The organism is Polynucleobacter sp. UK-FUSCHL-C3, assembly GCF_040409815.1.
Lineage (GTDB): Bacteria > Pseudomonadota > Gammaproteobacteria > Burkholderiales > Burkholderiaceae > Polynucleobacter.
Genome location: NZ_CP099959.1, coordinates 1416103 through 1436007 on the forward strand (window position 1 = coordinate 1416103; position 19905 = coordinate 1436007).

The window sequence follows — 19905 nt, forward strand, 5'->3', positions numbered from 1 at the left end:
TCCTTATTGGCGAGGAATTTTACTTGTTTCTGAATCTAAACGACTGGTCTGGCTAACTGATTTGCGCATATTAGAAACAGTATCATTATTGTGAAGACGCGCATATACCTCTACTGTACGCGGATCATTATGGATTGCTGAGTTTCTCATGGCATTGTACATATCGGCTGCAGCATTCTTCTTACCAACATCAAGATAGCCCATCGCAGCGCAGTAATAATAGTCTGTAGCCTTGTCTTTATTCTTTATCCCAAGATAACCAAGATCTGCGATTTCACCAAGGTGTTTACATGCATCTGGATTTTTACTGGCAGCATTAATTGCTAAATTCTTTTCAGCAAGCCGGAACTGGTCAAGGGCGTAACGACGAAATACAGTTGCAGATAAGATAAAGTCTGGGTCTGTGATTAAGGTGGCTCTACCCACATAGTATTTGCCACGCTCATACGCAATCAAGCCACGGTAATAGCTTGCATCCAAATCTTTTTGCTTAATGACTAACTCATCGAGGCGATCCGTGACCCGAATGATGGCCATATTGTATTTAATCACCTCATCTTCAGGCTGAATACACTTTGGATTTTGTACACACGCAACGGCAAGAATCATCTTTCCATAGAGGCGTTGATAACGTTGGTATAGCTTTTCTGCTTCGCTTTGCGTTTTTGCTTTTGTTTTTTCTACCCCCGCGGCAAGAGTCGGTTCAGCAGAAGGTACTGCCTTTTTTTCGGCAGACCAAGCAGAGCTATTAATAAACAGTGTGAGTACAAACAGTGCGATCTTGATGTTCATGGCTTACTTACCCATGCTATCGCTTTTTTGAGCTGGTTTTGCTGGCAACTCTAGCTGCGGATTACGTGGCGATTTCTTTTCCTCTTCCTTTGGCGCTAATTGTGCGGGCGCCCTTAAGTTTGGAGGAATCTCTTGGGCGGCAGGCTTAACAGGCTCAGGCGCTGGCTTTGGTGGTGGAGCTACTTTTTTAAGCTCTTCTTTCGGTGGAGGCGGAGCTTTCTTTAGCTCTTCCTTAGGCATAAATTGTGCCGGCGCCCTTAAGTTTGGAGGAATCTCTTGTGTGCCAGGCTTTACATTGTCCGGTAGCTTTTCAGCCCTTGCTTTTTCATAAGCAGTCTTATCGGCATTGTTTATCGGTTTCTTATTGAGGATCGTTATCGAAATCCGTCGATTTAGGGGATCCTTGGGATCTTGGGTGTTTAATGGAATGGTATCTGCAAAACCAATTACCTGAGACACTTTTGACTCATTCAAGCCTCCAGCCACCATCTCACGTCGTGCGGCGAGTGCTCTTTCTGTCGATAGCTCCCAATTACTATAACTAGCATTGGTGCTATAGCGAGTATTGTCGGTATGCCCCTCAATTCGAATCGTATTGGGTGAGCTTTTTAATGCGCTACCAATAATACGTAGTAAACGTTTTGCAGATGGTGTCGGATTGGCACTGCCAGACGCAAAGAGCGGTTTATTTTTCTCATCCACCACCTGAATTCTCAAGCCCTCGGCTGAGATATCCATAAAAATCTGACCTTTGGCATTCTTTAACTCTGGATCAGAATCTACCTGTTTGTTAATGTCATCACGAACCATCTCATTTTTGGTTCGATCCTTACGGGCATTCTCAATTTCGGTAACTGAAGAATCGCTAATCCTGCGTTGCTCAGTATCCGCATCGGCGCGACTTTCCTCACCAACGGTTTTTGATATGTTGTCGCCGCCACCTTTAATGATGCGGGTTGCATCACCCGATCCCTGCCCGCCAGACAAAGAGACCCGCAATGGGTTTTGAAAATACGATGAGATACCTGCGAGATCACCTGCTGTAGTTGAGCCTAGAACCCACATGAGCAGGAAGAAGGCCATCATTGCCGTCACGAAGTCGGCATATGCAATCTTCCAAGCGCCTCCGTGATGTCCATGACCGCCTTTTTTAACGCGCTTGATAACAATTGGCGGCGCGTCATTTTGGGCCATGACTATTTTCCTTTAACTGCTTTTGTACCCTCATCCAACTCTGCAAAAGTAGGACGTTGATAGGTGAACAATACCTTGCGTCCAAATTCAACAGCTGCTGCAGGTGGGAAATTATTCAAGCTAGCAATCAAAATGGCCTTTACTGCCATGTATGAACGTGTATCCGCTTCGAGGTTTTGCTCTAATACTTTAGCAACCGGTGATACGAAAGCGTAGGCCAACAAAATACCTAAGAAGGTACCAACCAGTGCGGCACCAATAAGCTTACCGAGTTCAGCAGGGGGAAGACCAATAGAACCCATGGTATGTACCACACCCATCACCGCAGCAACAATTCCGAACGCTGGTAAACCGTCGCCCACGTTTGTAACGGAAGCGACTGGAATGTGACCTTCTTGATGATGGACGTCTAACTCCTGCTCCATCAAGCTCTCAATTTGGATAACGTCTAAGGAGCCACCCAGCATCATTCTTAAGTAATCCGTAATGAAATCTACCAAGTGGTGATCCTTGGTGACTGAAGGGTATTTCTCAAACAGAGGACTCGCCTCTGGTTCTTCAATATCTCCCTCTAATGACATCAAACCATCACGTTTAATCTTTTGCAAAATCTCAAACATTAAGCACAATAAATCTAAGTGCATCTGTTTAACGGATGATTTAGTTTTAAAGGCGCTCCCGAGTGCCGCAAAGGTCTTCTTTAGATTAATGATGCTATTTGAAGCAATCATGGTGCCAACAGCAGCACCTACAATGGTCAACACTTCGGTAGGTTGCCATAAAACCATAATATTTCCGCCATGGAGGGCATAGCCCCCTAGGGCACAACCCATCGCGATAATCCAACCAATCGGAATATTCATACGTTTATTTCACCAAAAACTACAGTTTTGAAAACAAAGAGCTTTGTTGCAAACGAGCAAACATTGCCTGGGCAGCATTTAACAAAGTTTGTGATCGGGTGTACGCAGCCGTAGCTTCGGCCAAATTGGTATCCAATAACGCTGATGCAGTTGCTGCCATCTCTGTGCCAATCTTAGACATTGCCATTTTTGATATATCAACCTGTGCCGCTATACCGCCGCTTCTTTGTTGTGCTGTAGTAATTCTATCAAATATGTCATTTAAACCAGCCTCCACTGTGCTGGCGGTGTTTGTAAGGGCTGTTCCACTTGCTAACTGATCCAAGTAGGTCACAAAATCATTGATTTTTGTGTAGAGTGCTGACTGCGTTGGGTCGGCAAGGGTTCCACCATTAAAAACATCTGTGAATTGAACTCCTGAGCCCACTGTAACGTTCGGCTCTATTTGAACCTGATTAATCGTTTCTGGAAATATTGCATTACCAGTGGCGTCTTTAGCTGTCATTTGAGATTTAATCGTATCCCGAATTTGCTCTGCCTGAATCTTTAAGGCCTTAAAGTTTGTGCTGTTTAGGGCTCCATTTTTAGACTGTACAAAGGCCTGCTTTATCACGACTATCTCATTAATGATGGTACCCATTTGAGACTGTGCAATTGCATGCGTACTTGCTGCATAATTCTGGTTTGTTTTGTACATCTCCAAGCGATCAATATCAAAGTCAAGTCGCACTCCACGCGATACCGCATAGGGATTGTCGGAAGCTTTGCTGTAATTATTGCCTGTACCAATCTTTTTTTGCCATTCCATAGCATCCGCAAGACTATTGTTCATCGACTGCACGCCTGCTTCTAAAATCTGGTTTGATGAGACTCGCATAATTTATCCGTTTCTAGTTCATGATAGCTAAGAGCGTGTTGAACATTTGATTACCAGTCTGCAGTATCTTTGTAGAGGCGCTATAAAGCTGTTGGTACTTTAATAAGTTTGCGGCTTCTTCATCTAAATTGACACCAGAAAGTTGATCACGTTGCTCTTTTAAATTATCCAGAACCGTATCATTTACTTTTTGACTATTCTTCCAGGTTGCAACCTGAACGCCAACATCAGTTACCAAATCTGCCACCACATTTCCAAGATGCGCACTTTTTAATTGCGCAGCATTTGCATTTATAGAGCTAATTTTTGGATTTAGTACATCTCCACTGTTGTAGTACATTAATGGATCATTTGGTGCTATCGATATAAAATTTTCTGCAGTTAATTTATTTGCTAGGAACACTGAATTACCTGAATAACCCTCTTTCCAAGTGCTAATTGTTGGCAAATCAATACCGGTTGAGCCACTTGCTGATAGGTTAGCTAAGTTCAGATTTGAAGTTGTACTAGTAAATGAAACAAAAGCTCCTGATGGACTACCAGAGTTCCATCCATTTATTGATCCTGCACTAAATGTCCCACCAGCACTGGTACCTAAATTTTTACTTGAATTTAATTCAATATTCGTCATGCCATTTGTTACGTTTGCAAATGCACTTGCAACCTGAGTGGCCGTAGCTCCAGAACTGCCTGCGGTGAAAGTTAATCCAGCAACAGTAAGCGTTTGTCCTGCGTTCATCGCTTTAAACGTTGCCGTTGCTGTCTCAGTCTGTGAGATTGATCCTAAACTATCATAAAGATTTTTTAAATCAATTTCTGATCCAAGATTAAACTGCGGCACCGTTATCGGGAGTCTAGTATCACCAAAGTTAGAGAAGGTATTTGAGTTTACTTTGAATCCGAATATTGCTAACGGTGATGCAGACGTATCTACTATCGACTCATTGGATACTTTAACCAATGCGATTGCTGCGGTATTTAATCTTTGTTCTATTTTGGGTATGAACTCATTCTTTAGTGTAAGCAAGGCTCCCGCCTGTCCACCATCTACTCGCTTTATAGTTTGTGTAGTATTAATATTTCCATTTAATTGTTTAAAGTTTATTGCTAAGCTATTTCCATCCCCATTAATGGAGATTGTATTTGCTAAGCCCCTTTCTACTAATGGTAATCCGTCTATGAATTGTGTTGCTGTTCCATCACGATTAATTAATGATTGCCCACCAATTAACTTTTGTAGATTAGCAAGGATTCGATCGCGTTCATCTAACAAATCTGCTGATGGGGAACTGTTTCCAGGACTATTAGCTTCAATGATTTGTTGATTTATTGCAGCTAATGCAGGCGTATAAATATTTATTTGTTTAACAGTGTCATTTAAACCGGTGCTACTATCACTCCTTAACTGGCTAACTAGATTGGTAATGCCTGTCATTCGTTGCGCAACCACATTGGCTGATCCTGTAATAGCCGCTGCTAATGATTTGTTTGTAGGGTTAGCAGCATATTTTCCCATCGTATTAAAGAAATCTGTAATTGCAGAACTTAAGCCTGCAGACTGATTTGCAATAACACTATCAATGGTAGATACATACTGAACTAATGTCTCTGAATTAGATGACTTTGCTTGCTGATTTAGTAATTGTCCGCCTATTAATGAAGAGTACTCACGAGTAAATCCCTCGACTGCAAAACTACTACCATTTAACATTAAAGAATTTGGGGCAAGCGCATCCATCACGGTGCTAGCACTTCGCCGTGAGAATCCCTCTATCGAAGTACCAGCTACGTTTTGAGACGTTACTAAGATTCCTGCTTGGGCAATCCTAAGCGCCGCACTAGCCGATTCGTTAATGGAATAAATACCCATATATTCTTTCTAAACCTTTAATTCTTATAGGGAAGTGGGTTGGGTCGCATGTATTTATTAAGCGCAGGCGAAGCCACTTCATCTTTACTGTTTACGGCTTTTTTCTCACTATTGATTAATTGCTTGATATTTGACTGTTCTAGCAATTGCTCGGCCATTTTTTCTCCAAAACCAATTTTTTTGGTCTTTGATAGCAGGTCTGCTAACTGATCATCCATCATCTGTAGATAGGCCATCGACATACTACTTTTGGTCTCGGTTCCGCTGATATTGCTGTTTCGGGCAACACTTAACATTTGGCGCAATAGCGTTCTTTCAAAACCTTGCGCCGCTTCCCGAATCTTCTTTTCGGATTTCGTGATGTCTTCAGGCTTCTTAGCTGCTTCAGACTTGTTAATTAATCGAGCGGTTGATGAATCAACCGTTGTCATCATGAGCGCTGGGATCATTAGATGACCTCCAACTCGGCTCGTAAAGCGCCAGCAGCTCGTAATGCCTGCAAGATCGATATCAGATCTTGTGGTGTTGCTCCCAACATGTTGAGAGCTTTCACCACCTGGTCTAAGTTAGCACCGCTTGCGACGCTAATTAAGCTATTTTCTTTACCGTTATCGGTAATTGTTGCGGTATCTTGTGTGGTCACTGCAGTTTGTCCTCTGCTAAATGGCAGAGGCTGACTAGTGGTTGGGGTTTGCTCTATTTTGACTGTCAAGCTTCCGTGCGCAACGGCCGATGGCGATAACTGCACCGCCTGATTCATTACCACTGATCCTGTCCTTGAATTCAAGATCACCTTTGCCGGTCCACTGACCGGTGGCACATCTAAGTCTTGCAAAGCCGCCATAAAGGCTGTTCTTCGTAAGGGTTCTGTTGGTACACGTACATTAAGCGCTCTAGCATCAATGGGGATTGCTGTACCTAAACCAAAACGTCTACCAATGGCTTCAGCAGTTCTTTGCATCAGTCCAAAATCTGCGCGGCGCAGATCCAACTGCACGAACTCATCCACCAATAATGCGGGTACTGCTCGTTCGATGATACCGCCCGATGGAATACGTCCTGCTGATAAATGATTAACAGATGTTTGAGCCCCACCAGCGGCTGCTCTAGCTCCGCCAATTACTAAGCTACCTTGAGCTTGCGCATAGACCTGACCATCGGCCGCTTTTAATGGGGTCATTACCAAGGTTCCGCCCTTTAGGCTGGTTGCGTTACCCAATGAAGAAACTGTTACATCAATTTGCTGACCTGGCTTCGCTAACGCTGGGAACTCTGCCGTTACCATCACGGCAGCCGTATTACGTAACTGAGCCTGGGTACCAGTCGATGGCAGAGTGACGCCAAGCACACCAATCATCTGCAATACGCTTTGTAAGGTGAATGGGGTTTGCGTGGTTTGGTCACCAGTGCCATCCAAACCAACCACCAAGCCATAACCGACTAATTGGTTTGGTCGCTGGCCAGCAATGTCTGCAAAATCTTTAATCCGATCTGCGAAGACCGTGTTTGAAAAGACACTGATACTTAGTATCAGGATGATCTTTTTGATGGTTATTTGTTTAAGTAGCATATCGATCAGAATGGCGCCATCTTTAACAAGAGTCGTGTAAACCAACCCACACCTTGGGTGTCATCGGTTGCACCGCGACCACGGTATTCAATGCGTGCATCAGCCACTTCTTGTGAAGAGATGCGGTTAAAGACCAAATTATTCGGGTTCACAATTCCCCCGAATCGAATGATCTCTTCTTCATTGCTAATTGCAACCTGCTTTTCACCTGCCACAACTAGATTTCCGTTTGACAGAATCTCAATGACCGTAACCGTAATCGTTCCAGCAAAGGTATTATTAGCTGCACTACCGCCCGCACCCTCACTCTTTAACTCGCCCGTTCCCTCAAAATTGCCAATTTGCGCAATACCCGTATACCAACCTTTCGGTACACTTAATGCCCCAGGAGCAAACTCGCTGGTTGCGGTTGCTTTACGAGCAGCAGACATAGATGAGTTCTTAGCAGCGCTGGTCGTTTCATTCAAGATAACGGTGAGCGTATCTCCCACATTTCTAGCGCGGCGATCCTCAAATAAAGGACGATGGCTAACCATCGACACATAAGGCCCACCCGAATTTGCGGGGTACAAACTACCCATATTGGCCGATGTTTCTTGGATTGGTTTTGGTCGTGCAGTCGTTGGTGTCTGCAATAAGGATGGTCGATCCGCACTGGCACATGCGCCCAACAAACCAGCGCATACAGTAGCTAAGGTTAGAGAAGCAATTGTTCGTTTATGAGCGGTCATCATTATTGCCCTAAATTACTAACGCGTTGCAAGATTTGGTCGGAAGCGGTTACTGCTCTAGTATTAATTTCGTAGGCGCGTTGTGCAGCAATCAAATTAACCAACTCTTCGGCGACGTTTACATTTGATTGCTCAACGTAGTATTGCTGAGTTGTTCCCATACCATTCGTGCCAGCAATTTGATTTTGTGCTGTTCCTGAAGCTGGTGAAGGAATAAAGTTATTTCCACCTATGGCAACCAAACCTGCTGGGTTGGCAAAATTAGCCATCGTAAATTGACCTGCTTGCGTTAGGGTACTTGATCCCTGTGTCGAATATTGAACCAATCCTGCTGAGCTGATTGTTATTCCAGTTGCTGTAGAAGGTATTACCCCAGCCCCAGCAACCGTATTACCCGCTTGGGTGACAATTTGCCCCGTTGAGCTTAAGCTAAATTGACCCTGCCTTGTGTATGCTAAGGTTCCATCGGCTAGCTGGATTTGAAAGAATCCATTACCGTTAATAGCCACATCTAACTGATTACCGGTTTGCAACATGGATCCCTGAATCATGATGCGTTCAGTCGATGTTACAGCCGATCCAGCACCAATTTGTAATCCTGTGGGCAATAAGTTTTGAGCATTACTTGATGATCCAGCTGCACGCAAGGTGGTGTACAACAAATCCTGAAACATTGGTTGTACACGTTTAAATGCTGTGGTAGATGAGTTTGCGAGGTTATTGGTAATCACATCCAAATTCATTTGCTGGGCATCCATCCCAGTCTTTGATATCCATAGTGAACGTAGCATGCTCTTCTCTTTCTTTTAATTAACCACGTGACAAGGAAAGCAAACTCGTTGCTGCCCGTGCATTTTGGTCTGCGGTTTGCACTGCTCTAAAGTTCAAATCAAATAAACGACTTTGGTCAATCATCTGTACCATTGCTAGTGTTGGATTAACGTTGCTCAATTCAAACGCGCCTTGGGCAACGCGCACTGAACCATCGGGTGGTGCTTGCTCGCCTGGAATGTCATAAAAACCATCTTCCATGCGTTGCAGGCTGTTCGGATTTGGGTTTACCAATTTCAACTTACCTGCCTGATTCAAGAACTGGGTTCCCGGTAACTGAGTAAACACCGCACCATCTTCTGCAATTTGTACAGTGGCATTTGGTGGTATCGTAATCAGGCCACCAGTTCCCACTACAGGTATATCTTTACCGATTTTTAATGTGCCGTTTTCATCAACCATGAACTTACCAGCTCTTGTATAAGTTTCTTGTCCATCGGGTCGACGCACAGCAAAAAATCCATCCCCCTTAATAACGACATCAAGGGGGTTGCCTGTAGTCTGAATCGACCCTGCCGCAAAATTACTTCCAGGGGTGCTATCAATTGCAAATACTCTTGAGTCGGCACCATTCCCCTTAAATGGCTCACCATCTCCCCGCAATGGCACAGCTCGAAACGCGCTAATCACCTCTTTAAATCCTGGCGTTAGTCCATTAGCCAAGTTATTGCTCGTTACTGCCAATTGCTCGGTCGATGCCTTGGCTCCGGTCATCGAGACGTAAGCGAAGCGATTAATCATGATGGCTAATGGATCTTATAAGTTAACTTATTGGCCGATACGTAATGTATCGTCAACCAGTGTTGCAACCTGCACCTTAGTAGCCTGTGAAGCAGCTGAGTATGCACGTTGTAGAACCATTAATTTCACGAGTGACTGAGTTAGGTCAACGTTAGACTCTTCAACAGATTGTGAGCGAATGGCTCCCATTTGTGATCCATTAGGTTTATCAATTAATGGGTCACCTGATGCTGCAGAAGCATGGAAGCCATTGCCGCCAACAGGAATTAAACCTTCAAAATTATTGAATGCAGCCAAAATTAACTGGCCCTTCACCACAGATTTGCCGTTGTCGTATTGAGCAACAAGCTTTCCGTACGTATCAAATGAATAAGAACTTAATTGCGCTGTTGGTGTGCCATCTTGCTCATTTGCATATGTCTGAGCTGCTGATGAGTAACCCGTTAAGTCTGTACTATCCAGTGAAAACTGAACAACGCCGCCATTAGCAGTTTTACCCCATGTTGATCCAGGTCCACCCGATGCATCGATGGTTACTTTTGTATTAAATTGCGGTCTACCAAACTGGTCACGGGATAAAGAATCAATATTTTTTCCACCCACAAACGCAACAGTACCCAAGGATGTTTGCTCTTGTGTCGTTGTTGCCCCTAGGCGAATAGTAGAAGTTCCAAGTCCGGTTGATGTTTGACCAACTGGTACGCCATCTAAGGTTGCAAACATCGCAAATCGGTCAACTTCAACTTTATACTGAGCAGTCTCACCTTTTGTTGTTGTCTGTTTTAGAGATAAATTTGTCCCATCGGTTAGCTTTAAGTTATATGTGGAACCAAGAGCGCCGGTGCCTACTTTATTTGTTACAACCTTAATATCCTCAGCGTTATTATTTGCAACGGCTGATATAAAGGTCACGCCCGAGCCTGATACACCACTTGTACGCCATCCTGAAAGTGTTCCACTCCACAAACCATTTGAGGTTATATTTCCAGTGCTACCGTTTGACAAGTTTGCAAATCCGTTTGCAACTGCTGATGCAGTGATCGCTCCAGACGCAGTTAATGTCAATCCACCGATTGTGATTGACTCGCCAGCAGTTAATGCTCTAAATGTGACTGGAGCAGCTTCCGTGACACCTGCACTTAATGATCCCGTTAAGGCTGCAAGGGCTACGCTTGTGCCCGAGCCACCAATATTTGTATTTGCTAGTGTTAGAACGTCTCCTGCGACATATGACCCATTTCCAACATCTGTTATGTTGACAGAGCTTACTGTTCCGCCACTAACAACAACTGTTGCCTTTGCACTACTGCCAGTTCCTCCTGTCAAAGCCACGTTTGTATATGTGGTTGTTCCACCAGAAGCCACTGCTAATGCAGGAGTTCCTGCAGATAAGCCCCCAATCACAACACCAGAACCTGCTCCACCGATATTTGTATTTGCGAGTGTTAGTACGTCTCCTGGGATATAAGCACCATTTCCGACATCTGTTGTAGTGATACTACTAATTGCTCCACCAGACACCACGACAGTTCCCTTCGCACCGGTACCAGATCCCCCTCCCAGTGGGACGTTAATGTATGTACCATTCGTATATCCAGTACCTGCAGTTGTAACTGTTAATGTTGGTGTCTTACCCAAATATCCAGTACCAGAATTTGTTATTGTCAGTGCTGGACTTACGCCTTGTGTAATTGACCCGACAGTTGCACCATCGGTGCCCCCAACAATATTTAGTGCGGTGATGCGTGTTAATGAAATTCCTGAACCTGTGCCGCCAATATTGTTCGCTGATAAAGATAAATCATTTCCTGAGATATATCCACTACCAGCATCTGTTATCTTAATAGAACCTAGTGTTCCATCTGCGGCTACAACTACTGTCGCTAATGCACCAGAACCAGCAGATCCAGCAGATCCATTCGATGCTGTAATCGGGACATTTTTATATATACCCGGGGTATACCCACTGCCAACAGCGGTGACGTTAACTGACTTTACTCCGGTGATGTTTTCTACTCCGCCACTTACATAAGTAAGCGTACTGTTATAGATTGTTTGAATCGGGCCTGTAACCTGAGCTGGTGTTGAGGTTGTAGCTATTGTGCTTGCCTGCTCTCCATTTAATGAAGTTCCGATTGCCTGCTTAGGTTCAAAAGTAAACGTATTAGCCCCAGCTTGTTGCGTAAGAACCAAATCAAGTGAGTTCACTTTTTTATAGAACATTGAAAGGGTATGAGAAGCGCCTTTGTCGTCATATACCGTCTGAGAAATTGATTGGCTATAACTTGCGGGGCTCTTTGGATCAAAAGCACCGCCTGATGTTGGGTTTGCTCTTGAATCTAAATTTAAATTAATGGTAGATGTCTTTGTTGCTTGCTGAGCCATTGCAGTGGTGTCAAGCTTTAATACAGACTTACTACTATCAAGCACATTGCCACTTGCATCAGCTGCATAACCAACCAAGAACAAGCCGTTCTCATTCACAATGCGGTTTTCTGCATCAACAGCAAACTGGCCATTACGCGTGTACTGGAATTTCTGGGGATTTTCGGTAGGCACGGTACCGTCAACTTGCTTAGCCAACATAAACATTCCAGGACCTGCGATTGCTAGATCGAGTGGGTTTTGTGTACCAGAGATAGTTCCGTAGGTATTAGCACGACGGATGATCATTCGGGATGTACCCATACCAGCACGATCACGGCTTTGAGGATTTTGCGCTTTGAAGAACTGGTCTGCAAAGACATATTCAGCCTGCTTATATCCGACGGTTTGTCCGTTCGCAATATTGTTACTGGTGACGTCAATCGCCTCCGAGAAAGCATTTAGGGCTGATAAACCGATTCCGTACTGTGCCATGTTGCTATCCTTCTTTCTTCAATAATTTTTTAGTTAATCCACTGCTTAACTTCTGATGCTTTGATACTGCGTCCATCGGCTAACTTGAGAAGCGCCTCACCTGAACTTCCTTCCTTTAGGATCGAAACGACCGGTGATCCCACATAAGGAGCCGGACTCTCATTAGCGCCTGCATTATTTTTGCCACTGATCTCTACGCGATAGATACCTTTTGGCATCTTGACTCCACTTGCATCTTTACCATCAAAAATAAAGTTGGCCATACCGCTATTGAGATTACCCATATCGGCTGTTCCCACCACATTACCGCTTGAATCTTTGATCGTTGCCACAACACCCTGCAATGGATTTGCGAGGTTGGCGCCCAACATGACATCGCTGCCGGTGTAATTAATTGAACTACCTGCAACCATCGGGCTATGACCGATAAGAGAGGCTTGGTTCATAAAGTTAGCACTTTGCATCTGTGCCAACATGGCTTGCATTGAGGTGTTCATTGTCCCCATGCTGCTTACCATATTTAACTGTGACATCTGTGCGGTCATAGTCGATGCATCCATCGGACTCATCGGGTCTTGGTTCTTAATCTGGGCAATCAGAAGCTTTAAGAAGTTCTGGGTCTGATCTGCTGCGCTCGTGCCGGTATTGGGATTCGTATCCTTTGGCTTACTTGCTGCCGCTGGATCGTAGGTCCTAATTCCGCTCATTCCTGAAGTTGCCATAATGTCCTCGATTTACCTTAATTACCTAAGTCCAATGTCTTTAGCATCAACTGACGCGAGATGTTCATTGCTTCAATATTCATTTGGTAGGATCGCTGTGCCGAGATCATGTTGACCATCTCTTCAACCGGGTTCACATTGGGCATATCCACATAGCCTGCTGGATCTGCCTTGGGGTGTCCTGGGCGGTACTCTCTTCGAAAGGGTTCTTTACTCTCCACAATTTCAGTCACAGCAACACCTGAGCCTGCTTTGTTGGGCGTTGGTATTGCAGAGAAAACCACCTGTCTTGCCCTATATGCACGGCCATCGGGACCCGAGACGCTCTCAACGTTAGCGATATTGGACGAGATCACGTTTAAGCGCATGGCTTGAGCGGTCAGGCCAGTAGCGCCAATATCAAAGGAAGATAAGAGACTCATGAGGCTTGTCCAGTAATGGCTGACATACGACTACGAATCGTGCCGCCCAAGAAGGTCAGCGCCGCTTCGGTAAATACAGAGTTCTTGGTAAATTGGCTCAGCTCTATATCGCTATCCACTGTGTTGCCATCCATGGATGGCTGATTAGGTACCCGATACAACAAACCAGGATCATCAACCGCTGGCTGGATTGCAATATGAGCTTGATGGGTAGTTGCTAATGGAATTGAGTTTGGAAAACGATTTTTGCCTGCCAGCTCATTCTCTAAGGTCTTAGCAAAGTCAATATCACGCGCTTTGAATCCAGGAGTATCCGAATTGGCCAAATTATTGGTCAAGATTTCTTGACGACGCGTGCGCAGCTTTAGCGCAGCTTCGTTAAAAACCAATGAGTCATATTTTGGTACAGCGTTCATGATTACTTTCCTCAAAATCCACCCAGAGCAATATGCTCAAAGTTCATTTGTCAGTCAATAATAAGCAAGAGCTATGCCAACATCTATAAGACATTGTTTTTATTGATTATTTATTGCTTGCCGGGGATCGAATTGAGCCCCCTTAGACAGATTTGCTTGGCACAAAGATTGGATACCAAGAAAAAAGCGGTAAATTTTGCCGGATTGGATCCGGCTTGAGCTTTAACGAGACTCTTTAATGATCCGATCGCCCTTGATTTGGAGGGGTCTAGCGTTGTTGTTATAAATCTGGCCAAAGCTATGCACCTGCTGGGCGGAGACCAATACCGGGTTTTTCATGACGATCCAGGTAACCCCCTCAGTACAGGGTGGCTCGGTGAGAGACCCCATATAGGTGAAAAAAGTACGGTCTTCTGGTAAAAGTTGATTGGGATTGATAGCGACATCGCGTGGTGAAGCAACCTGATTTTTGACCAAGGGGACATTGTTTAAGATGATCTGAAACAAGGGGTTTTCCTTGGGCGCACTATCCCACCATGACTTTTTGGCTGCTCCCAATAATTTGGGGGATGAGCTCAACATCACCGCTACGATCACCTTGCTGCCATCAAAATGCTGGTGCACTAAATGCACCGACATCTCCGCACGTTCGCCATTAAAGGCCTCTTCACTTGGTTTGTGGAAGTCAAAACCAATCAAGCGGTATTGTTTCTCATTAAGAGTAATGTTGTTACCCTCTGCACCGATCACCTCAACGGTCCTGCCGTTATCGATTAAGGATAAGAAGAATGGTCGGTACTCAAATACGACGGGATTTAAATTGCCCTTCACCGTATTATCAAAGTTGATATTGATCGGGGATTGCATTTTCCCTTTACCGCACAGCTGATTTTCTTTCTTCAGAGTGATCCAATTCTCTGGTCCGGCAGGTCCATCGGTATAGGACCACGGAGTCTCAGGGATCAATTCCTCCTTAACCTTAATAACTACAGCTTCTGGTTTAGGTGGATCTTTAGGTTTTACTTCTGCCTTTTTTTCAGCCTTCACTTCTGGCTTGAGCTCAGCTTTTACTTCAACTTTGGGTGCTGGGAACGGTGGTGGTAGATCGCTACTTCTTAAGACAATATCGCCCGAGCTTTTATTGATCTTCTTAACCAGAGCATCGGTCATATCCTGATCGGGGTTTGTGCTGGCTTTTGGGCTAGCGACTGCTGCGGGCTTGGCTACTGTAGGCGCTACGGGGCTTGTTGGTTTAGTAATCTCAGGAGCATTGGGACTAACTGGTTTGGCCACCTGCGCTTGGGGTGCGGCCGCTTCCTTGGTCTTGTCATCAGCCGCATAAGCGCCAAAGGTAGACACACTGCAAAGAAGGCAAAGCAAAACCCGTGCCCCTCCTTGAGTGGTGGTGAGTCCGGTAAGGCTAGGGCTAGAGATCATATTCATGTGTGTATTAACGGCTTTTTCAAGAAAAAGTTAAGTATGTAAGTGAACGCTCTAGTTTGCCGGCTTTTTGACCGGGGGTTTAGTGTTGTTGGGTATTTTGGGGGCAGGCTGAGCGGTGGCCGGGGCGAGTGTTGGCAAGGGATCAATTTGGGGGGTCTTGCTGGTGCTAAACATCCATTCACACTGCATTAGCCCAGCAATATTTTCTTGGCTATTTAGGGGTAGAGATTGCTTTATCGCCGTTTCAAGAGCCGCATCACTTGGTGGGGGGGTTAAATCAATGCCGGTTACCCAACGCATAAATCGTGTGTAAGGGCTGCCTAATTTAGGTGGCGTACCAGGATCAGCATAAAAATTAGAGCTGCAAATTTGTAAGCGGCGTTCGATCTCGCTGGCTGGCAAGTAATAGCCACCCACCAATAGGGAGGCAATTTTTTCATTACAACGCGCCCAATTAGCAAGCTCTGTTTTTGATCCAGTTGTAGAAAAAGCATCCGAACGCTCGTTGATCAGCTTCTCAATCTCGCATTGCATTTGCTGACCTCGAACTACCAAGCGCTTACAAATAATAGAGTCGTCCTCAACGTATGGAACGCTTGCCTTCTTAGAAGGAGGCATCGGAAATTTTTGTTCACAATCTGTCGGGCCTGCGCGCCCCTCTCCCAAGGCTGGGTCGATCTTTGGAGGCCCTTCTTTTTCAGGGGCCATTGGTTCGACTCGAATAATGACATTTGGCTCGCTAGCTGGTGCTGAATTCGGTTGCGCATGAATTGAAAACGCAAAGCCTGCAAGAGCAAATGCCAATAGTAATGGTTGGTTCATGATCTTCGCTCGCTGATTACTGCGGTGCATTTTTAACTCCCAATCCCTGCCGAATTAAGCCTAGAGGCTCCTCTAGAGAACGCTTCAATACATCTGGTAAGTCTGGAAGAATAATAACCAATACTAAGAACGCTAAGGGAATACTAATTGCAAATCCCACCGAGAAGAGATTCATTTGAGGGCTTGTTCTACCTAAAAACGCTTGAGTCATGTTAAACATGATGTAGACCAAGAGGATCGGCATGGCAAGAACTAAGCCTAGACGAAAAGAGCTGGTCAAAATATCAACAAAAGCCTGAATACCCCACTGTGAAGGCCAGACCCCAAATGGCAAGGTTTTAAAACTAGACAGAACTAGATCAATGACCAGTAGATGGATATTGAGTGCAAAACACAATGCAATCATCAGCAAACTTAAAAACTGTCCTACTAAACCAGAATTAAGCATGGGATCATTAAAAAAGGTGGAGGCAAAACTAAATCCAGCCTGAAAAGATAAGATCTCAGCAGCCACATCAACTGCCATTAAACCCAGACGAATCATAAAGCCGATGAAAGCACCAATTGCAAGCTCAACGATCACAAAGAAGAAATTAATATTACCGCCTGGTGTCGGAAAGTTGGCGGTTCCTACCATCGGGAATACATAAAAGGCCAATAGCAAAGTGAGCAAAACCCGAAACTGCATTGGCAATGCCCGAAACGCAAACATCGGAGCGGTTAGAAACACGCCAAAGATTCGCACGGCTGCAAACATGAGAACTAACATGTACTGCTCAATCTGAAATCCGGTAATCGTGATCATGATCGAGATATTTTCTAGCTAATGAGGCTAGGAATACGGCCTAATAACTCTTGGATGTAATCCACAAACAATGCGAGGGTTACGGGCCCAGCCAAAAGAATGACCAAGCCGAAGATTACTAACTTAGGAACAAAGGCTACGGTCGACTCGTTAATGGACGTGGCCGCTTGCAAGATTCCCAAAACCAAACCAACGATCAAGAGAGCAAGCAAGGTGGGGCCTGCTAATAAAGCAGCCATCCGCAGAGCCTGGTATACCAAATCAATAATGAGTCCGCTTTCCATACGCTAATTGAAATAACTTTGAACAAGCGATAAAGAAAGCAAGGTCCAGCCATCGGCCAGAGCAAACACAATGAGCTTTAAGGGCAAGGAGAACATCATTGGCGAAACCATCACCATCCCCAAAGAGGTCAAGATACTGGCAACGGCAAAATCGATTGCCAAAAACGGTAGGTAAATAACAAAGCCTATTAGAAAACCAGTCTTGATTTCAGAGATCGCAAATGCTGGAATCAATACCGTCATTGGCACATCCTCACGATCATTGATTGGTTTACCATACATTTTGGCAAACAGGTTCAAATCATCGCGGCGAGTTTGCTTGAGCATAAATTCTTTAAGAGGAACTGAACCCACATCAACTGCTTGAGAAAAGTTCATCTTGCCAGCGGTATACGGTTGATACGCTTTTTGATAAATGTTCTCAAAAACCGGATTCATGATGAACAGGGTCAGAAAGAATGACAGTCCGATTAAAACAATATTGGGTGGCATGGTGGTTAGACCCAAGGCCTGCCTTAAGAGCGAGAACACAATCAAAATCCGTGTAAAGCTCGTTAACAAAATTAGCGCAGCGGGTAAAAAACTGAGCGCCGTTAAGGCTAAGAGTGTTTCAACTGGGACCGAGTAGGTCGTATTGGCTCCGGTTCCTTTAGTGGTCACCAAGGGGAGAGTTTGCGCCGACACTAGGTCGGGCAGAGCAAGAAGTAAGGGAAGGCTCGCTAAGAGCCAAAATGCTTTATGCCTCAAGTGACCTTCCTCTTCACAAAGCGCTTGAGATTAATCGAGAAGTCTAAGGGGTTAGATTGTGGAGTGAGATTAGCAAGATCTTCCGGGGCTAATTCCATTAATAAATTAATTTGATTGGGTGAGTGCCCCAGCACCAAAATCCGACCCAACACATTAACTACCAAAATCCGTTCACGCGGACCAATCGATTGCTGCGCCAAGATTTTGACATTGGGGTTGGATGCCTTGGTTGCGGCATCACGCTTCACTAAATAAGCCACCACCCAAATTAAGGCTGCGGCTAGGGCTAGCCAAAAGAAGGAGAACCACAGCATGCCCCCAATCGAAGGATTCATGCGCGACTCAGCGATTAATTTTGCGCAGGCGCTCGGCCGGAGTAACAATATCCGTTAAGCGAATACCGTAACGATCGTTCACGATCACCACCTCTCCCTGAGCAACTAAACAACCATTCACAACTACCTCAAGGGGTTCGCCAGCCAAGATATCGAGCTCAATCACAGAGCCATAGGTCAGGTTCAGCAGATTCCGAATTTGCATCTTGGCGCGCCCAAGCTCAACTGTCACTTGAACTGGAACATCCATCACTAGGTCGATTTCATTGAAATCGGCACCCGCTTTTGCGCCATCTTCTAGGTTAGAAAAGTTAGCTTTCCGCAGAGAGCCAGCCAAATCTTTGCTGGAGAGGGACTTAGCTAAATCATTATCATTTTCAGCCATTTGTATCCCCTTTTTGATTTACGTCCGTTGAACCAGTTTCGTCTTTAGCCACTAAAGTATCGGCAAGTGAATTAATTGTATCGCTTACGGCTGGTTTGGCCAGATCTTCCGGGCTAACTGCTTGGGCGCCAGCACCATCACTGATATTGGGGGCGCCATCGGAGAACTGCTCGTACAGCTCACCTTGTTCGGCGCCACGCATCATGCTGGGACCTAAACGAGCACTTTCTAGTGGGCTCTTTAAGAACTCGGCAGGATGCTGAATCGTTTGGATCTTGACCGAATACCGGCCGTTTTTAACCCCATACTGCCCCCGAATCACCGGCAAGCCATCCACATAAACAGTAATGGGGTCCATGATCTCGATGGGGATAATCTCACCCACAGAGAGTGACGCAACTTCGCCTAAGAGCATTTGTTTTCTGGCAAGCACAGCAACGGCTGTAACAGGTGCCTCATGCACTTGATCTGAGAGAAGATTGGCCCAATGCTCATCGGGCTCGCTCGCAAACCCTTGCATATTGTTATACAAGATCGACTTAACCGGCTCAAGCACCCAAAACGGAATGCACAGGTCAACATCGCCAGGACGGCCATTAATCTCAATCGTAAATTTAGAATGCAAGACCATCTCACTGGGTGAGGTAATCTTCGCAAAACCAAAATTTGTTTCTTGGCGCATGAAATCAAATTTGATCTCATAGACTGCTTTCCATGCCTTCTCATACTCGCTGAGAAGCGCGTCGACCAAGCGCCGAATAATACGCAACTCAGTAGCGGTGTACTCGCGTAATCCTAATTTAGGAGGTAAGCGCCCTTCACCCCCAAACATATTATCAATCGCGATATAAACCACGCCAGGATCAACAATCCAACACCCTACGCCACGCAATGGGCGGATACCAACAATATTAATATTGGTACGCTCTGGGAACTCATTGACAAAGTTCTCATAGCTTTTTACTACTGGTAAATGCATTTGCACCTCAATCGGTGCGCGGATCATATTAAAGAGTGTGAGGCGGACAGCGCGGCTAAACCGTTCGTGGATTAACTCCAGAGTCGGCATGCGCCGACGCGCGATGATCTTGGACTTATCGAACATCTCACGCTGATCAACAGCGTTGATGTTCATTTCAAAGTTAATATCCTGATCTGCCATTATTTTCCTGTGGAGCTCTCCAGCAGACTAAGAT

22 protein-coding genes are annotated in these 19905 nt (G+C 45.1%); all 22 read right to left on the reverse strand.

Annotation, left to right across the window (positions count from 1 at the left end; translation table 11 throughout):
- Positions 1-3 precede the first annotated feature (3 nt).
- Positions 4-792 (reverse strand): hypothetical protein, encoded by a 789-nt coding sequence (locus NKE59_RS07175; RefSeq protein ID WP_353438294.1) that lies wholly within the window; start codon positions 790-792, stop codon positions 4-6.
- A gap of 3 nt (positions 793-795) precedes the next feature.
- The gene (motB, locus tag NKE59_RS07180; RefSeq protein ID WP_353438295.1) at positions 796-1986 is read right to left on the reverse strand and encodes a flagellar motor protein MotB; all 1191 of its coding nucleotides are present in this window, start codon (positions 1984-1986) and stop codon (positions 796-798) included.
- 2 nt (positions 1987-1988) lie between these two features.
- A complete protein-coding gene (motA, locus tag NKE59_RS07185) occupies positions 1989-2849 on the reverse strand; it encodes a flagellar motor stator protein MotA (RefSeq protein WP_353438296.1) in 861 nt (286 codons plus the stop codon).
- A 19-nt stretch (positions 2850-2868) separates the two neighbouring features.
- The gene (locus NKE59_RS07190; protein WP_353438297.1) at positions 2869-3726 is read right to left on the reverse strand and encodes a hypothetical protein; all 858 of its coding nucleotides are present in this window, start codon (positions 3724-3726) and stop codon (positions 2869-2871) included.
- Between the two features lie 13 nt (positions 3727-3739).
- Positions 3740-5596, reverse strand: coding sequence for a flagellar basal body rod C-terminal domain-containing protein (locus tag NKE59_RS07195; protein ID WP_353438298.1), 1857 nt, complete (start codon positions 5594-5596; stop codon positions 3740-3742).
- Positions 5597-5613: 17 nt separating this feature from the next.
- Positions 5614-6045: a hypothetical protein gene (locus NKE59_RS07200; protein ID WP_353438299.1), complete on the reverse strand. Its 432-nt coding sequence runs from the start codon at positions 6043-6045 to the stop codon at positions 5614-5616.
- On the reverse strand, positions 6045-7211 hold the full coding sequence (locus NKE59_RS07205) for a flagellar basal body P-ring protein FlgI (RefSeq protein ID WP_353438300.1): 1167 nt from the start codon (positions 7209-7211) through the stop codon (positions 6045-6047). Before NKE59_RS07205 ends, NKE59_RS07200 begins: the two co-directional genes overlap by 1 nt.
- The gene (locus NKE59_RS07210; RefSeq protein ID WP_353438301.1) at positions 7172-7900 is read right to left on the reverse strand and encodes a flagellar basal body L-ring protein FlgH; all 729 of its coding nucleotides are present in this window, start codon (positions 7898-7900) and stop codon (positions 7172-7174) included. The genes NKE59_RS07205 and NKE59_RS07210 overlap by 40 nt, the downstream gene beginning before the upstream one ends.
- Positions 7900-8688: a flagellar basal-body rod protein FlgG gene (gene flgG / locus NKE59_RS07215; protein ID WP_353438302.1), complete on the reverse strand. Its 789-nt coding sequence runs from the start codon at positions 8686-8688 to the stop codon at positions 7900-7902. The genes NKE59_RS07210 and flgG overlap by 1 nt, the downstream gene beginning before the upstream one ends.
- A gap of 19 nt (positions 8689-8707) precedes the next feature.
- Positions 8708-9469 carry a flagellar basal body rod protein FlgF gene (gene flgF / locus NKE59_RS07220; RefSeq protein ID WP_353438303.1) on the reverse strand — a complete coding sequence of 254 codons (762 nt, stop codon included), beginning with the start codon at positions 9467-9469 and terminating at the stop codon, positions 8708-8710.
- A 27-nt stretch (positions 9470-9496) separates the two neighbouring features.
- On the reverse strand, positions 9497-12328 hold the full coding sequence (locus NKE59_RS07225; RefSeq protein ID WP_353438304.1) for a flagellar hook-basal body complex protein: 2832 nt from the start codon (positions 12326-12328) through the stop codon (positions 9497-9499).
- Between the two features lie 29 nt (positions 12329-12357).
- On the reverse strand, positions 12358-13050 hold the full coding sequence (locus NKE59_RS07230; protein WP_353438305.1) for a flagellar hook capping FlgD N-terminal domain-containing protein: 693 nt from the start codon (positions 13048-13050) through the stop codon (positions 12358-12360).
- Positions 13051-13067: 17 nt separating this feature from the next.
- Positions 13068-13472: a flagellar basal body rod protein FlgC gene (gene flgC / locus NKE59_RS07235; RefSeq protein ID WP_353438306.1), complete on the reverse strand. Its 405-nt coding sequence runs from the start codon at positions 13470-13472 to the stop codon at positions 13068-13070.
- The gene (gene flgB / locus NKE59_RS07240) at positions 13469-13888 is read right to left on the reverse strand and encodes a flagellar basal body rod protein FlgB (protein WP_353438307.1); all 420 of its coding nucleotides are present in this window, start codon (positions 13886-13888) and stop codon (positions 13469-13471) included. Before flgB ends, flgC begins: the two co-directional genes overlap by 4 nt.
- Before the next feature lie 222 nt (positions 13889-14110).
- Positions 14111-15331, reverse strand: a complete 1221-nt coding sequence (locus tag NKE59_RS07245; RefSeq protein WP_353438308.1) for a carbonic anhydrase family protein — start codon at positions 15329-15331, stop codon at positions 14111-14113.
- A 51-nt stretch (positions 15332-15382) separates the two neighbouring features.
- Complete coding sequence (locus NKE59_RS07250; protein WP_353438309.1) at positions 15383-16183, reverse strand: hypothetical protein; 801 nt, start codon at positions 16181-16183, stop codon at positions 15383-15385.
- Positions 16170-16958, reverse strand: a complete 789-nt coding sequence (locus NKE59_RS07255; protein ID WP_353438310.1) for a flagellar biosynthetic protein FliR — start codon at positions 16956-16958, stop codon at positions 16170-16172. The genes NKE59_RS07250 and NKE59_RS07255 overlap by 14 nt, the downstream gene beginning before the upstream one ends.
- A gap of 14 nt (positions 16959-16972) precedes the next feature.
- Entirely contained in the window at positions 16973-17242 is a 270-nt protein-coding gene (locus NKE59_RS07260; protein WP_353438311.1) for a flagellar biosynthetic protein FliQ, read from the reverse strand.
- Between the two features lie 3 nt (positions 17243-17245).
- Positions 17246-17989 carry a flagellar type III secretion system pore protein FliP gene (gene fliP, locus NKE59_RS07265; protein WP_353438312.1) on the reverse strand — a complete coding sequence of 248 codons (744 nt, stop codon included), beginning with the start codon at positions 17987-17989 and terminating at the stop codon, positions 17246-17248.
- A complete protein-coding gene (gene fliO / locus NKE59_RS07270; protein ID WP_353438313.1) occupies positions 17986-18324 on the reverse strand; it encodes a flagellar biosynthetic protein FliO in 339 nt (112 codons plus the stop codon). Before fliO ends, fliP begins: the two co-directional genes overlap by 4 nt.
- 7 nt (positions 18325-18331) lie before the next feature.
- A complete protein-coding gene (gene fliN, locus NKE59_RS07275; RefSeq protein ID WP_353438314.1) occupies positions 18332-18709 on the reverse strand; it encodes a flagellar motor switch protein FliN in 378 nt (125 codons plus the stop codon).
- Entirely contained in the window at positions 18702-19871 is a 1170-nt protein-coding gene (fliM, locus tag NKE59_RS07280; protein WP_353438315.1) for a flagellar motor switch protein FliM, read from the reverse strand. The genes fliN and fliM overlap by 8 nt, the downstream gene beginning before the upstream one ends.
- Positions 19872-19905: the final 34 nt, after the last annotated feature.

Excerpts from the sequence above, each read along its gene's own strand:
- NKE59_RS07175 (WP_353438294.1), bottom strand. The coding sequence starts at position 792 with ATGAACATCAAGATCGCACTGTTTGTACTCACACTGTTTATTAATAGC.
- motB (WP_353438295.1), bottom strand. The coding sequence starts at position 1,986 with ATGGCCCAAAATGACGCGCCGCCAATTGTTATCAAGCGCGTTAAAAAA.
- motA (WP_353438296.1), bottom strand. The coding sequence starts at position 2,849 with ATGAATATTCCGATTGGTTGGATTATCGCGATGGGTTGTGCCCTAGGG.
- NKE59_RS07190 (WP_353438297.1), bottom strand. The coding sequence starts at position 3,726 with ATGCGAGTCTCATCAAACCAGATTTTAGAAGCAGGCGTGCAGTCGATG.
- NKE59_RS07195 (WP_353438298.1), bottom strand. The coding sequence starts at position 5,596 with ATGGGTATTTATTCCATTAACGAATCGGCTAGTGCGGCGCTTAGGATT.
- NKE59_RS07200 (WP_353438299.1), bottom strand. The coding sequence starts at position 6,045 with ATGATCCCAGCGCTCATGATGACAACGGTTGATTCATCAACCGCTCGA.
- NKE59_RS07210 (WP_353438301.1), bottom strand. The coding sequence starts at position 7,900 with ATGATGACCGCTCATAAACGAACAATTGCTTCTCTAACCTTAGCTACT.
- flgG (WP_353438302.1), bottom strand. The coding sequence starts at position 8,688 with ATGCTACGTTCACTATGGATATCAAAGACTGGGATGGATGCCCAGCAA.
- flgF (WP_353438303.1), bottom strand. The coding sequence starts at position 9,469 with ATGATTAATCGCTTCGCTTACGTCTCGATGACCGGAGCCAAGGCATCG.
- NKE59_RS07225 (WP_353438304.1), bottom strand. The coding sequence starts at position 12,328 with ATGGCACAGTACGGAATCGGTTTATCAGCCCTAAATGCTTTCTCGGAG.
- NKE59_RS07230 (WP_353438305.1), bottom strand. The coding sequence starts at position 13,050 with ATGGCAACTTCAGGAATGAGCGGAATTAGGACCTACGATCCAGCGGCA.
- flgC (WP_353438306.1), bottom strand. The coding sequence starts at position 13,472 with ATGAGTCTCTTATCTTCCTTTGATATTGGCGCTACTGGCCTGACCGCT.
- flgB (WP_353438307.1), bottom strand. The coding sequence starts at position 13,888 with ATGAACGCTGTACCAAAATATGACTCATTGGTTTTTAACGAAGCTGCG.
- NKE59_RS07245 (WP_353438308.1), bottom strand. The coding sequence starts at position 15,331 with ATGAATATGATCTCTAGCCCTAGCCTTACCGGACTCACCACCACTCAA.
- NKE59_RS07250 (WP_353438309.1), bottom strand. The coding sequence starts at position 16,183 with ATGCACCGCAGTAATCAGCGAGCGAAGATCATGAACCAACCATTACTA.
- NKE59_RS07255 (WP_353438310.1), bottom strand. The coding sequence starts at position 16,958 with ATGATCACGATTACCGGATTTCAGATTGAGCAGTACATGTTAGTTCTC.
- NKE59_RS07260 (WP_353438311.1), bottom strand. The coding sequence starts at position 17,242 with ATGGAAAGCGGACTCATTATTGATTTGGTATACCAGGCTCTGCGGATG.
- fliO (WP_353438313.1), bottom strand. The coding sequence starts at position 18,324 with ATGAATCCTTCGATTGGGGGCATGCTGTGGTTCTCCTTCTTTTGGCTA.
- fliN (WP_353438314.1), bottom strand. The coding sequence starts at position 18,709 with ATGGCTGAAAATGATAATGATTTAGCTAAGTCCCTCTCCAGCAAAGAT.
- fliM (WP_353438315.1), bottom strand. The coding sequence starts at position 19,871 with ATGGCAGATCAGGATATTAACTTTGAAATGAACATCAACGCTGTTGAT.